The 13,614-nt window shown below is 42.3% G+C and carries 15 protein-coding genes, 1 tRNA gene and 1 riboswitch; of the genes, 8 read left to right on the top strand and 8 right to left on the bottom strand.

Going from position 1 to position 13,614, the window contains the following annotated elements:
* Window positions 1–419 precede the first annotated feature (419 nt).
* The gene (aldA, locus tag Q7A53_RS19825; protein ID WP_411790944.1) at window positions 420–1,871 is read right to left on the bottom strand and encodes an aldehyde dehydrogenase; all 1,452 of its coding nucleotides are present in this window, start codon (window positions 1,869–1,871) and stop codon (window positions 420–422) included.
* Between the two features lie 131 nt (window positions 1,872–2,002).
* On the opposite strand from aldA, the gene Q7A53_RS19820 reads away from it, so the two are divergent.
* Window positions 2,003–2,197, top strand: a complete 195-nt coding sequence (locus Q7A53_RS19820; RefSeq protein ID WP_411790943.1) for a hypothetical protein — start codon at window positions 2,003–2,005, stop codon at window positions 2,195–2,197.
* Between the two features lie 44 nt (window positions 2,198–2,241).
* Here Q7A53_RS19820 and Q7A53_RS19815 read toward each other — a convergent pair whose 3' ends face one another.
* The 3 genes from Q7A53_RS19815 to Q7A53_RS19805 form a co-directional block, all read right to left on the bottom strand.
* Entirely contained in the window at window positions 2,242–2,493 is a 252-nt protein-coding gene (locus Q7A53_RS19815; RefSeq protein ID WP_411790942.1) for a hypothetical protein, read from the bottom strand.
* A gap of 101 nt (window positions 2,494–2,594) precedes the next feature.
* Window positions 2,595–2,702 carry a YjcZ family sporulation protein gene (locus tag Q7A53_RS19810; RefSeq protein WP_411790941.1) on the bottom strand — a complete coding sequence of 36 codons (108 nt, stop codon included), beginning with the start codon at window positions 2,700–2,702 and terminating at the stop codon, window positions 2,595–2,597.
* Between the two features lie 120 nt (window positions 2,703–2,822).
* Window positions 2,823–3,476 carry a M50 family metallopeptidase gene (locus tag Q7A53_RS19805; RefSeq protein WP_411790940.1) on the bottom strand — a complete coding sequence of 218 codons (654 nt, stop codon included), beginning with the start codon at window positions 3,474–3,476 and terminating at the stop codon, window positions 2,823–2,825.
* A gap of 119 nt (window positions 3,477–3,595) precedes the next feature.
* Between Q7A53_RS19805 and modA the strand changes: the two genes are divergently transcribed.
* The 3 genes from modA to Q7A53_RS19790 are packed head-to-tail and all read left to right on the top strand — an operon-like array spanning window position 3,596 to window position 5,700.
* A complete protein-coding gene (gene modA / locus Q7A53_RS19800) occupies window positions 3,596–4,369 on the top strand; it encodes a molybdate ABC transporter substrate-binding protein (RefSeq protein ID WP_411790939.1) in 774 nt (257 codons plus the stop codon).
* A gap of 21 nt (window positions 4,370–4,390) precedes the next feature.
* Window positions 4,391–5,068, top strand: a complete 678-nt coding sequence (gene modB / locus Q7A53_RS19795) for a molybdate ABC transporter permease subunit (RefSeq protein WP_411790938.1) — start codon at window positions 4,391–4,393, stop codon at window positions 5,066–5,068.
* Window positions 5,069–5,082: 14 nt separating this feature from the next.
* Window positions 5,083–5,700, top strand: a complete 618-nt coding sequence (locus tag Q7A53_RS19790) for an ATP-binding cassette domain-containing protein (protein ID WP_411790937.1) — start codon at window positions 5,083–5,085, stop codon at window positions 5,698–5,700.
* A gap of 65 nt (window positions 5,701–5,765) precedes the next feature.
* On the opposite strand, the gene Q7A53_RS19785 is transcribed toward Q7A53_RS19790, so the two are convergent.
* From Q7A53_RS19785 to Q7A53_RS19775, 3 genes are all read right to left on the bottom strand, one after another.
* Window positions 5,766–5,984, bottom strand: coding sequence for a hypothetical protein (locus tag Q7A53_RS19785; RefSeq protein ID WP_411790936.1), 219 nt, complete (start codon window positions 5,982–5,984; stop codon window positions 5,766–5,768).
* 141 nt (window positions 5,985–6,125) lie between these two features.
* Window positions 6,126–7,016: an alpha/beta hydrolase family protein gene (locus Q7A53_RS19780; protein ID WP_411790935.1), complete on the bottom strand. Its 891-nt coding sequence runs from the start codon at window positions 7,014–7,016 to the stop codon at window positions 6,126–6,128.
* Between the two features lie 261 nt (window positions 7,017–7,277).
* Window positions 7,278–10,280 (bottom strand): EAL domain-containing protein, encoded by a 3,003-nt coding sequence (locus Q7A53_RS19775; protein ID WP_411790934.1) that lies wholly within the window; start codon window positions 10,278–10,280, stop codon window positions 7,278–7,280.
* A gap of 241 nt (window positions 10,281–10,521) precedes the next feature.
* Window positions 10,522–10,583, top strand: a riboswitch (Fluoride riboswitch).
* A gap of 55 nt (window positions 10,584–10,638) precedes the next feature.
* Here Q7A53_RS19775 and crcB (Q7A53_RS19770) point away from each other — a divergent pair.
* Complete coding sequence (crcB, locus tag Q7A53_RS19770) at window positions 10,639–11,064, top strand: fluoride efflux transporter CrcB (protein ID WP_411790933.1); 426 nt, start codon at window positions 10,639–10,641, stop codon at window positions 11,062–11,064.
* Window positions 11,064–11,429, top strand: coding sequence for a fluoride efflux transporter CrcB (crcB, locus tag Q7A53_RS19765; RefSeq protein WP_411790945.1), 366 nt, complete (start codon window positions 11,064–11,066; stop codon window positions 11,427–11,429). Before crcB (Q7A53_RS19770) ends, crcB (Q7A53_RS19765) begins: the two co-directional genes overlap by 1 nt.
* Before the next feature lie 173 nt (window positions 11,430–11,602).
* Here crcB (Q7A53_RS19765) and Q7A53_RS19760 read toward each other — a convergent pair.
* A tRNA-Arg gene (locus tag Q7A53_RS19760) sits at window positions 11,603–11,675 on the bottom strand.
* Between the two features lie 172 nt (window positions 11,676–11,847).
* Between Q7A53_RS19760 and Q7A53_RS19755 the strand changes: the two genes are divergently transcribed.
* Both Q7A53_RS19755 and Q7A53_RS19750 read left to right on the top strand, forming a co-directional pair.
* Complete coding sequence (locus Q7A53_RS19755) at window positions 11,848–12,489, top strand: deoxynucleoside kinase (RefSeq protein ID WP_411790932.1); 642 nt, start codon at window positions 11,848–11,850, stop codon at window positions 12,487–12,489.
* Entirely contained in the window at window positions 12,486–13,169 is a 684-nt protein-coding gene (locus Q7A53_RS19750) for a deoxynucleoside kinase (RefSeq protein WP_411790931.1), read from the top strand. Before Q7A53_RS19755 ends, Q7A53_RS19750 begins: the two co-directional genes overlap by 4 nt.
* The last annotated feature ends 445 nt before the right edge of the window (window positions 13,170–13,614 follow it).

Genomic DNA, 13,614 nt, shown 5'->3' with positions numbered 1-13,614 from the left:
CTTAGAACCGCGTGGATCTGCGACTCGCAGCTGGATGTAACAAAAGTGGAAGTGCCCGGGGAGACACGACACGCATAAGCAGGAACATCAAAAGGGATGCGATCTTTCATTCCGTTGATGTTCCTGCTTATGACGCGAGTGTCTGGGCACTGGAGCTGGATGTAACAAAAGTGGAAGTGCCCGGGGAGACACGACACGCATAAGCAGGAACATCAACAGGGATGCGATCTTTCAGTCCGTTGATGTTCCTGCTTATGACGCGAGTGTCTGGGCACTGGAGCTGGATGTAACAAAAGCGGAAGCGCCCTGGGAGACCCGACAAGCCTAATACGAGCGGCGCTTTTTGCCACAGAATGGGAATATCACAAACAGCTAGGCAGAAAAAAATCCCCGATTATAAAATCGGGGATCTGCTGTGCTTATTGCTTATCGTTTTTGTATTGCATGTAAACCACTTGAGTAACTAAGAAATCTTCTACACCGTGCTTGCCGTCAGTACCGCCTAGGCCAGATTTTCTCATGCCTGCATGGTAGCCTTGAACGGCTTCAAAGTTTTCCCGATTTACATAAGTTTCACCGAATTTAATTTCGTTGATTACTCTCATCGCTTCATTGGTGTCTTCTGTATAAACAGAGGAGGACAATCCATATTCCGTGTCATTTCCTTTTTCAATCGCCTCATCCAGGGTCTGGAAGGTTGTAATTGGAATAACTGGTCCAAAGATTTCTTCCTGCATAATTTCCATGTCATGGGTAACATTCGTCAAAATCGTCGGTTTATAGAAGAAACCTTTCTCAAGATCTCCTCGCTCAGCACCTGCTGCTACCTCTGCTCCTTGTTCTACGGCATGATTCACCATTTTTTCTACTTCTTCTAAACGGTCCATACTCACTAATGGGCCTACATCGGCTTGTTTGTTGGACAGCGGATTATCCACCGTCATTTCTTCAAATGAATGTTTTAACTTCTCAATCAGCTGTTCCGCCACGCTTTCGTGAACATAGACACGCTCCGCATTCGTACATGCCTGACCGTTATTCGCGAGTCGGGAGATTTTAATGTTCTCGGCAGCAACATCTAGATCAGCGTTGGCGGTCACAATCGCCGGCGCTTTGCCTCCTAGTTCGAGGTTAACTTTCGTAATATTTTGGGCTGCCGCTTCCATGACTTTCGTTCCGGCTGGCACACTGCCCGTCATGGTAACCATTTGTACTTCTTTATGACTAGCTAAGGCATTACCGATCTCTGAGCCTGTACCCGTCACTAGGTTATAAACCCCTTTAGGAATCTCTTCCATGGCATCGACAATTTTAGTGAATTCCATTGCCGTGTTCGGGGTCTGCTGACTTGGCTTGAGCACGATTGTACAGCCAGTCACAAGCGCAGTGGCTACTTTTCTCGCTAGAATAAACACCGGGAAGTTCCACGGTACGATGCCAGCGACCACACCAATTGGTTTCTTGTACACGTAAATGTTTTCATTCGGACGGTCACTTGGAAGAATCTCCCCTTCAATCCGGCGCGCCCATTCCGACATGTATCTGAAATAATCGATGGCCAGGTCTACTTCTCCACTGGCAAGTTCATAATCTTTCCCCTGCTCCTCTTGCAGCAATTCAATAAAAGTGTCTCGTCTATTCTCAATTTCATCCCCAAGCTTGCGAACGATTTTCCCACGTTCAATGTTTGGTGTCAGCTCCCAACCTTTCTGAGCTTGTGCAGCTGCTTCTACGGCGCGATTCACATCCTCCTGTGTTCCTTTAGGGATTTTAGAAATTACTTCTTCTGTTGCTGGGTTCAAAATATCTATCATTTCCTGACCATTAGATTCGGTATATTGACCATTGATATATAATTGATGAGTTTGCACAATTAGACCTCCTGTAAATCATTTAACAGACTCATTCCACCTTTTTCTGTATAATAAACTACGGAATAGGCTGAACCTGTAATGAATCAGGAATCACCCATCGATACGAAATACACAGAAGGAGGGAGCTTATGAAAAGAGAAAATCGCATGTTCTTTATTCTTGGGATGCTCGGACTATGCGCGATACTGGGCTCATTAGCTGCTGCTGGAAGAGTTCGGGATCCTATGGTGCCTGTCGTTCTGTTAGCCATTGGCATTTTTCTAATGATCGGAGGCTGGGCCGACCGTCGTGAACGACGTAAAAAAGGAAAAAGGAATTCATAATCCTTTTTCCTTCCATTATGTATGTGGCGCCCTGTATTCAGAGCTTACCATTCTAAAATAAATCCCTTCACTTTCTTCTCATCTCCATCCACATTGTTCTGCTCCGCTTCAAAGAAAGGGTGCTCTTCTTTCAAATGATACTTCACAGTCTCAGGCTTTAAATAGAGCTTAAATTCTAGATCTGTTACCTTATGAAGAGAGATATCTGCTACGGTTGATTGATTTTGATTTTCATCAATCATTAAGATATCAATATGGTCATAGCCGTGGGATAATAATTTTTCTTTTAAATTCATGGGAAATTCCTCCAAAAGTCTCATTAGGTTGTTCTTTTTTTAATACCCTGTTCTCTTGCTCAGAAAACTAAAAAAAGCGGGGAAACCCCCGCTTTCTATAATTAATAACCGCTTCCGTATCCTCGACCCACGTATGAAGTACCAATGATAATTAAAAGAATGAACAATACAACTAATAGCGCGAAACCGCCGCCGTATCCTCCGCTCATTTCATTCCCTCCTCTCTTTATTACCTTATTACCTTATTCAATCACGGCAGGAAGGGATGGGCAGGAGCGGAGAAAATAGCATTCTTTTTAAGAAAACTGCCTATTTATCAAAAAGGAAAATCAGGCAAACACGCGCTTCAAGGCAAGCCAGGCAAAATATAAGGCCTGGGCAAAGAACCCCGCTCCCCACAACGGAGCCGGTAAAAATCGGGTCGCCCGGGCTAAATTTGCTGCATCTCCCGCCTGGCCAGGAGCAATGAAGCTAATCCACATGATTTCGAAGGCACTGGTTACAGATTCTACTAAAATGAGACAAGCGATAAAGACGAGTACATACTGAATCACTCCTTGGTGACCGCTCCTCAATAAATAGATAAAGGCAGCTCCGAAAGTAACGATCCAAAACAGACCATAACCGTTACGCACCCAAAACAATAAATTTACTACTAAAAAAGCTAGTAAAATATAAATCATCCATTTGTATTGCCCTTTCACAATTAAATAGAAGAAGAAAAAAGCAAACAAAGAGGAGCTGACATACCCGGCCATGCTCGTTATAAACTGACTGAACCACGATGAGTGACCAGTGAGCGTTACGCCGGAGGTATTAGGAAACAGGGAGATTTGCCTGACCTCTCCTCCCGTCAGCAAGGCCATTAAGGAATGACCGCTTTCATGAATCATGGTATTTAAAATAGCAAAATATTTTCCGACGATGGGGAGCTGAGTGAGCAGTAAGGCAATGACCAATCCAATAATAATCTGAGTTTTCATCTTTGAAGTCCTTTCTTTTTACCGGGCAGCCAAGGCTGAAAGTCCCGCGCTTTTCTTTTACTTCACAATCTTCACTCTGTATAATCAACAGTAACAAATCTTTAAAACGAGGAATGAAAATGAAACGCTCTGCGCCCTATTTCTGTCTTATTATTGTACTACTTTTAGTGAGCGGCTGCTCGCATCCTGCGGAATCTAAGAAAGAAACAGACCTTACCATTTCCGCAGCGGCAAGCTTAACAGACGCTATGAAGGAATTAAAGAACGACTATGAGGACAGCCACCCCAACATCAATATAAAGTTAAATCTGGCAAGCTCAGGAAAGCTTGCTCAGCAAATTCAACAGGGCGCCCCCGCTGATATATACCTTTCCGCAAACCAGAGATGGATGGATACCCTGGAGAAGGATCAGAAAATTGATCCAGATACGCGGTTTAATTTTACGAAAAACAGCATCGTCCTGATTGGCTTGAAGAAGGACAAGCATCAAGTCACCTCCTTCAAGCAGCTCGCTCCAGAAGCAAATGTACAGTTGGCCGTCGGCGAGCCGGAAAGTGTCCCTGCGGGTAAATATACGAAAGAAACCCTGCAAACGATTCATAAATGGGACAAATTAAAGGATCAATTTGTCTTTGGCAGTGATGTGCGCCAAGTACTTGCTTATGTAGAATCTGGGAATGCTAAGTTAGGATTTGTTTATGCGAGTGATGCGTTAATTTCGGATAAAGTTAAAGTTCTTGCTAAAGCAGACGCTGACTGGCACACTCCCATTATCTATCCAGCTGCCATAGTAAAGGATACAAAAGTAAAGAAACAATCCCAGGGCTTTTTGGATTATTTGAAAACTGAGGACGCCCAATCGATTTTACAGAAATATGGATTTGAAAAATAAGCTGGTATTGAAGGGCTGATTATGAACTACTCCCCACTGCTTTTATCATTAAAAATTGCTGCGATTGCAACCGTTCTCGTGTTTGTGACCGGCGTTCTGCTCGCACGGCTGATTGCCCGGCGGAACTTCCGCGGCCGGACAATTGTAGAGTCCGTGTTTTTACTGCCGCTTGTCCTTCCGCCCACGGTGGTAGGTTTCGGCCTTTTATATTTATTTGGCAAAAACGGTCCGCTTGGCCATATTTTGCTGCAATGGTTTCATGTGCAAGTGGTATTCTCCTGGATCGGTGCTGTGATCGCAGCCATGACGGTCGCTTTTCCACTTATGTACCAAAGCGCTTCGGCAGCTTTTCAAAACTATGATCCCAATATTGAGAATGCCGCTTTAACCATGGGCGCCTCTAAATGGAAAGTGTTCTTTACGATTTCGTTTCCGCTTGCCTGGCCCGGACTTTTGGCTGGCTTAGTCCTTACTTTTGCCCGCGCTCTGGGTGAATTCGGCGCCACCTTAATGCTTGCCGGTTATATTCCCGGAGTCACCGATACGCTTCCTCTCGCTATTTATTTTGAAGTAGAGGCCGGACACATGGAAAAAGCACAAATGTGGGTGGTCATTATTGTAGCTCTTGGGTTCAGCTCGATTCTCTGGCTCAATTGGTGGACCAAAAGAAATATATTACCTTTCACGAGGCAGAAGTAAGGGAGGGCTCATCTATGCTGTCCGTGCACATTCAGAAAAAACTAGCCTCTTTCTCTTTAAATCTATCGTTTCAAGCTGACGATGAGATCGTCATTCTCTTCGGCCCCTCAGGCTCTGGGAAAACCACCATTTTAAACTGCATTGCGGGGCTGTCCCACCCTGATCAAGGGAACATCACCTTAAATGACCGGGTGCTATATTCGTCCGATACGAAACCTCTGCCTGTGCAAAAAAGGGAAATCGGCTATCTTTTTCAAGATTATGCGCTGTTTCCGCATATGACGGTATGGAGTAATATTACCTATCATCATCCATACCGGGAACTGACCAAACAATTAGTACAAGTCACCGGGATTGATCATTTATTAGAGAAATTCCCCAGCCAGATTTCCGGCGGGGAAAAACAGCGAGTGGCCCTCGTCCGTGCTCTCGCCACCCAGCCTAGCCTTTTATTATTGGATGAGCCTTTTTCTTCTCTCGATGAACAGACCAAATTGCAGTGTCACGAAGAGTTGTTAAGGCTTAGGAAAATGTGGCACATACCGGTGGTTTTAGTGACTCATGATGAAGCGGAAGCTCAGAAACTGGGGAATCGTATTTTAAGAATGAATAAAGGCCGATTAGAAGCCTAGATGTAAAAAAGGACGAAGATGGAGAATTTACTTTCTCATCTTCGTCCTTATCTATAAGATCCCGCTTACAGATCAATATCTTTCGCGGGATTTCCTTTTTTGTCGACCTGTATGGATCTGCCGGAGAATTTCCAGCCTTTGTCTTTAAGGAATTTAGTAAATTCTTTCATAAATTCAGGGCGGGGCACAGAACCACCACTTTCCAAAGAGCGAATATGTCCCATTAGTTTTACAAGATATTCTTCTTCTTTATGTGGTACATAGCTGAAATATTTCTTATCCATAAGTTCTTCTGCCTCCTCTAGTCCGTTGTTCTATTATGATCCTCTCATAAATAGTTTGGGAATACCAAATAATAGTGGCTGGGCTTCCCTGTCCAAAAATAAGCTTTTGCGAGACTTCCTTCATCTATGAGCCTCTCTCATTTAGTTTACTAAAAAATGTAGTACATCAGCTTCTAAATGCTGTTGGAACAACGTTCGATCAAATCCTTCCGGGTCTTGAGAAGGAGGGAAAGAAGAACTTTTCATCTCTTTCGGAAATGGACTCAAGAAGGAAAAGTGACCCGCATTTTCTATCATTTTGTGCTCAATATTTTCAGGGTTTTTAACGCCTTTTAATAAAAATTCTCCATGAAAAGGAGGAGTAATTTCATCTTTTTCACCTGTAATCAGCAAGATCGGCAGATTAATTCTATCGAGCGCGCCTTCTGACCTGAACCAGCCCAAAGCTGGAGCTAATAAGATGACTTTTTTGACCCTTTCTTCCACTTCGACGTCGATCACTTTGGGAATTTGATCGTCCGTTTCCCACGGAAGAGTGGCAGGTACCCCGCCAATGGCCGCCATTGCTGTATAACCTCCCATTGAATGTCCGATTAGCGCAATATCATCAAAATTAACAAAGGATTTAAAATTCCTGTCATTCGCTAAGCAATCGATAGTTTGAGTAATATTTCCCGGCCTGCATTCTAATAGTTCAATAGAGTTCTCCAAATGATTGTCCTTTACATTATTATAGGGATGCTCAGGCATAGCTACGATAAATCCATTTCTAGCTAAATGACGGGCTAGAGTTCTATACACCAGGGGAGTGCCCCCTGTACCATGAGAAAGGATAACTAACGGGAAAACTTTTTCCTGGGGCTGGGCATTTTTTGCAACCTCTAAGCTATACGGACCAATCTTTTCTTCTTTTTCTGGAGTGTCGGTTGGATACATGACCATGATCGGAAATGCCGTTCCTAATTTATCATCCACTCCCTCCATTTTTCTATAACCAGCAAAATTTTCTGCATCGATATTGTTATTTTTCATAGACTATCCCCTCAGTTTTTATCCATATGACGTCTTATTGAATGCTCGTTCTGTCTTTTTCTGACTCTCTGATTCTAGACCATTTAAATTCAAAAGAAAAGCTCTGACAATTTGTCAGAGCCCTCCCGCCACCTATACCTATTGTCTAACTCTCTTTTGGTTAGTTTATCTCTTTATCTAATGATGGCTTGGTTCCACTATACCATACCACCTATTTATAATCCATTTATTAGCAACGAGGGCGCGATATTGCCCATCTGATTAGTTAGTAGCGGTTTTATGAATATACGTATGAGGATTTTCGTAAATAAATGGGGTGTCAGGGATGGTGAGATTGTTGCGTTTAAGGACTACTAATTTGTTAATTATGGTAGCAAGCTGGTCCTGAACGGTTCCCATAATACTAAATTGAACGCCGTAATCATAAGTGTAATGCGGCATTTCATTCTTCCAGACAATCCTGCTGTCGAGTTTGAAGGTTTCTCCCAGCAGACAAATTTCCAGACTTAATTGAACATCCGGGCGGACAGGAATATTTAATGAAGAGACAAGCTTCAGCCCGCCGATACTCACATCTTTAATCAGGACTTCTGTATAACCGGCAGCCACTTCCTTCCCCTTCACTTCTTTAATCATTAATTTACCTTGTAAAGGCATGGCAAAGGAATAGCGATAATAAGCCCGGCGTTCTACTTTGGGCTTGGTCGATTTCTTCTTCTTAGGAGAAAGCTTTCCTTTGCGTAACAGCATATCTAACTCAGCTTCCTTCACCGGTTTAGAAAAGAGATAGCCCTGAACTTCCTCACATTCTTTCTGTTGAATAAATTTCAACTGATGAAGATGCTCTACTCCTTCGGCTACCACTTTAATATCCATTCCGTGAGCAAGATAAACAACGGTTGCAAATAAATGTTCGTCTAAACGATTCGGGTTAGATTCCCCTTTTTTATTCGTAGGGTTCTGGCCGATTTTATCTACATAACTTTTGTCTATCTTAATGGTGTCGATTGGGAATTCTCTCAGATAGCTTAAAGAAGAATACCCTGTTCCAAAGTCGTCTAAAGCTATAGAGATCCCTAGTTTCTTTAGTTTATGCAAGTTGGTCCGGACAATGGTCTCTTCTCTCATCAGCAGCGATTCTGTAATCTCAATTTCGATCCACTTTCCATCCACTCCATAGTCCTGCAGACAGTTTTTAATAAAGTCAGCCAATCCCTGCCTCATGACGCTGAGAGCAGATACGTTGATCGATAAGACTCGCGGGGCAATCCCTTTCTGCTGCCATTCGTTTAACTTTCGGCATGCTTCGTTAAATACAAACTTAGTAATCGCATGGATTAAATGACTTTCTTCTGCTAATGTAATAAACTCTATGGGCATAACAAGGCCCCAGCTTGGATGATTCCAGCGAATTAACGCTTCAAAACCCATGATCGAACCATTCGACGATCTGACTCGCGGCTGGTAATAGACTTCAAGTTCCTGGTTATCAATCGCATTTCTTAAATCCTTTTCCAGCGTATAGTTTTTATGGGAAGAGAGATCTTTCTTTTGGTGGTAAAAATGAAACGAATGTCCCTCCTGCTCCCTTGCCCTCTGCATGGCAAACGAGGCCAGCTGAATTAAATCTTCAGGCGTCTCTGCATCGTTGGGAAATAAACTGATGCCGATGCTGGCTTTGATCGAGAGTTCGTACTCCTCGACTGTAAAATATGGGTCAATTTTTTCAATCAAGTGGTTCGTAAAAGCATAGATCTCTTCTTCATCTTTTCGATCCTTTAACAATAGGGCAAACTTACTTCCTGTTAAATGAGCAAAGTATGTATCTTCCGTAAGCACCGTCCGCACCCGGTCTGCCACAAACGTTAATATTTGATCACTGATCTTAAAACCAAGTGTCTCATTGATTCCTTGAAACCGCCTTAAATCAAAATACAATAAGGCAAATGATGAGGATGAATCCTTGCTCCAATCATGAACCGTCTGATAAAAGTGCCTGCGGTTATACAATCCTGTTAAAGAATCCCGAAAAGCTTGATCCTCTTTAATCGCTTGAACATTTTTCAAGTCCGTAATATCTCTCGTGAACCCAAATAAATGACTGATCTCCCCGTTAATATTGAACCGTGGTATCGCCTGCGTTTCCAGCCAAACGATCTCTTCTTTCTTGTTTACGATCCGATATTCGCAAGTTACCGCTTCACCTTTTTTTAATTTTTCCAGCTGGATGGAAACAGACAGCTGATCTTCAGGATGCACCATTTCTAACCAAACACCAGGATGGTTGCTAACATAATCGCTCGGAAGTCCCAGGATCTTCTCTGTATGACCAGAAAAATAGGTCATTTTCTTAAGATGATAATCTAAATTCCAAACCACCCCTTCTAAATGATCATAAATATAAGAGAGCTGCTCTTGTTCTTTCTCTTTATTTAGTTCCCATTCCTTCATGTTGGTGATGTCCTGCGAAACTCCGATAAGTTTTATTGTTCCATCTTGCTGCACAGTCACTTCCCACATATTTCGAATAAAACGAACTGAATGATCCGGCCGCCTTATACGGAATTCATTGCTTCCAGGTACGATATTCGCTACCGAATCCTTGATCGTTTTAATAAGCCGTTCGCGATCGTTATCATAAATGGAAAAAAATAATGGATCCGATAAGAAGTTCTCAATTTTTAATTCATTTCCCTGATCTCCAGAAAGCTTGAATAATTCATAAAAATAGTTCGAACACTTCAATTCGCCGGTCGAATAATTGTATTCCCAGCTCCCGATATGCGCGATTTTCTGGGCTTTGGATAAATGACTGTCTCTTATCGTAAGTAAATTCTCTAAATTCATATGTTCACTGTCGTCCTTAATCATTACATAAGCACCGATGACATGCTGATCCACTTGAATGGGAATAAAAGCAAGATTTAAATGAAGTTCCTTTCCCCATTGATCAGATAGATCCATCCCGAAATTTGAAGTTTCCCCCTGCAGCGACTTTTTTAAATGATCACGCATGAGTTTGGCAGATTTCTTTGGCAGACGGTGGAATAAGCCACCTTCTTGATCTTGATCATAGCCGAGCAAATGATTGAAGTTATGATTAAAAGAAAATGGACGCTCCTTTGCATCAAAAATATAGATCGTGTCTTCATGTTTTTGAAATAATGATTTAAAAATCGCTAACTGACGTTCAACAGGAATGGAGGGAACTTCAGTTGAACGAGTTTTAGTCATTTTCCTAAAGATATTCGTGTATTTCTTCATATTCCACCTCTTTTTCAGAATACTTTGTTTATTCATTTGTTATATCGACATAGTTCTCTTTATTTTTACATAGTTTTAGGTAAAAAGACATATTCATTTTTTCCTTATAGTTCATAAATATTAGGAAAGTATCAGTTAAAAGGGATGAAACTTAAAATTATAGCGAAGATAATAAACAACACCTTCATCTGAGACCGTGCATGTATTGAAATTACTTAATCGGACTGATAAACTATTCGTAGATTAATGAGGCGATGGAGTTCGCCGTAACCGCTGGCAACAGCTAATGACTCCTGTCAGATGAAACTATCTGGCAGGAGTCTGTTTTTTTTTGCAAATGAATAGAAGAGGTGAGTGCATGGCATATGTAATCGTAGGAGTTTCCGGAATGATTGGGGCATTATTGCGTTATTTCCTTGGATCTTTTATTACCCATTTCTGGATACAGGATTTCCCTTTGAGTACGCTGATCATCAACCTGATTGGCTGCTTTGTTTTAGGAGGGTTTACGACCCATTTAGCGCGTCTGGACATTCTGCATCCTAAATTAATTACTGGAATTGGGACAGGCTTAATTGGTTCCTTTACCACATTCTCTACCTTCAGTACAGAGACGGCGGACCTTCTCCAGAGAAGCCATTGGGGAGCAGCATTATTATACTTGTTATTGAGCCTGTGGGGCGGATTGTTGTTTTCATGGCTGGGGTATAAAGCCGGCGGTGCAGTCTTTAACTTAACAAGGCCGGATCATGCTAACGTCGATAATAAAGGAGAAACGTTATGATAACAGCAGCTTTATTTGTGGGTATGGGAGGTTTTCTTGGTGCAATTGCGCGCTTTGGCGTAAGTAATGGAATGAAACAACGGACACAGCTTACCTTCCCGCTGGCCACGTTTGTTGTCAACATGGTAGGTTCCTTTTTCCTAGGAATGCTCATTGGTCTCGGCGTAGAAGGTTCCTGGTACTTGTTTCTAGGCACCGGATTTATGGGCTCATTTACGACTTTTTCAACTTTTAAATTAGAAAACATCCAACTGCATCGAAATAAACAATGGAAAACGCTCGCCTTGTTTTTAGGATTAAGTTACACCATAGGTATTTTCCTCGCTTTTATAGGCATGGTTCTGGGGAATTCCACTGCCTTATAGAGATCGTCCTTCTTGGAAGAGAAAAAGACTGTAGTTGAATAGCTGCCAGCTTGTGGCGGGAGATTCAACTACAGTCTTTTTCATAACAAGTGTGGAATTAAAAAGGTGGGCTTCCCTTTAAAATAACAAAAACCCGCCCCAAGGAGAAATCCATGGTTCGAGTTTTAATTCAGTGCCCCCGGCAGGATTCGAACCTGCGACACACGGTTTAGGAAACCGATGCTCTATCCCCTGAGCTACGGGGGCCTCTTATGCACGTGAGTAATATTATACAAAATTCTACTTAAAATGAAAAGCCTAACTTCTCCAAAATTCTACTTTAATTGTTACTTCGCTCCCCCTGATATGGTAAAATGTTATTTGTCTGTCAGAACGTATCGAATTATGTCTTTTTAACGGAAAGTAAGGAGGAGAAGAGATGGGACAATTACCTTTCGTCGCTGTTGAAGGACCTATTGGGGTTGGTAAAACGTCTCTGTCTAAAAAACTCGCCTCCCAATTTGATTTTCATTTGTTTAAGGAAATCGTTGAGGAGAATCCATTTTTAGGCAAGTTTTACGATAATATAGAAGAATGGAGCTTCCAAACGGAAATGTTCTTCTTGTGTAATAGATTTAAGCAGCTGGAGGACATTGACCGGAAATATTTACAGCAAGACAAGCCCGTGATCGCTGATTATCACATTTCCAAAAATATGATCTTTGCGCGACGTACATTGCGAGAAGATCAATTTGATAAATATTCACAGATTTACGATATATTAACGCGGGACATGCCTAAGCCTAACATGGTGATTTATTTACATGCCAGCCTGGACACCCTGCTTGAACGGATAAGGCTGCGGAACCGTGATGTAGAGGCTAACATTCAGCCCTCTTATCTCGAGCAGCTGTCACAGGATTATGAAGACTTCATGAATCATTTTGAAGCTTCCCATCCTGAGATCCCTGTGATTCGATTAAATGGTGACCAGCTTGACTTTGTAAAACACCAGGATGATCTTACCGCTATTGTTGAACAAGTAAAGCATCACTTGAATAAAGGAGAAGTTGTGAAATGAATGCACGTGAACGTTTCGGAATTCCGCACGACAGTGTAATTACGATTGCCGGTACTGTAGGCGTTGGAAAATCGACCATGACCAAAGCTCTCTCGGATGCTCTGAGTTTCAGAACATCATTTGAAAAGGTGGATACCAATCCATACCTCGATAAATTCTATCATGATTTCGAGCGCTGGAGCTTTCATTTACAAATCTACTTTCTCGCCGAGCGCTTTAAGGAACAGAAGAAAATATTTGAATATGGCGGAGGCTTTATTCAAGACCGATCCATCTATGAAGACACAGGCATTTTCGCGAAAATGCATCATGAAAAAGGCAACATGTCGCAAACCGATTATGACACCTATACTAGTCTGTTTGATGCGATGGTCATGACGCCTTATTTTCCTCATCCGGATTTATTAATTTACTTGGAAGGATCGTTTGAGGACATTATCGATCGGATTAAAGAACGCGGCCGGCCGATGGAACAGCAGACGCCTGTGGAATACTGGGAAGAAATGTTTAAGCGCTACGAGAATTGGATCGATAATTTCAATTCATGCCCGGTGCTGCGCTTAAATATCGCTGATTATGATTTACTTCAGGATGAAACGACGATTGAACCTGTCTTAGAAAAGGTCGGTCATTTTATTCAGCAATCAAGAAAATGGCGTTCCAGCCATCTTATAACGTAACGTCCCTGCTCCAGAGAGTCCAGCTCTCTGGAGTTTTATATTACTCTAAAAATAGGTCAGGATTAGATTACATAAAAAATATTTGAGTTCTTTGCTTGAGGAAGAAGTGGATTGGATGGGAAATAAGTCGCTTTCCTGCGGGGGAACTGGCAAGCCTCCTCACTCGTTTCACTCGCTGTGGGGTCTCGCCTAGCACCTTCTCCCGCGGGAGTCTCCTCATTTCCCATCCAATCCCTCCGTAAAATCTTAGTTCCACCGATTAAAATTGCATGATCCAACTTCTCTGAATGCTTTTCCTACCGCAGTTTACAGCCTGAGTCTTCATTTATTTCCATAGCTTTTGATATTTCCGTTCCTCTATTAATCATAAAGAGGGCTGGGAAATTGCGTCATGGTTCTCCCACAGGAGTCTCCTTTGGGAAGTGCGGGACAACTGAGACCCCGG

The sequence above is a fragment of the Halobacillus rhizosphaerae genome, from assembly GCF_046719735.1.
Taxonomy (GTDB): Bacteria; Bacillota; Bacilli; order Bacillales; family Halobacillaceae; genus Halobacillus_B; species Halobacillus_B rhizosphaerae.
This window is presented reverse-complemented; position numbering and strand designations above follow the sequence as displayed.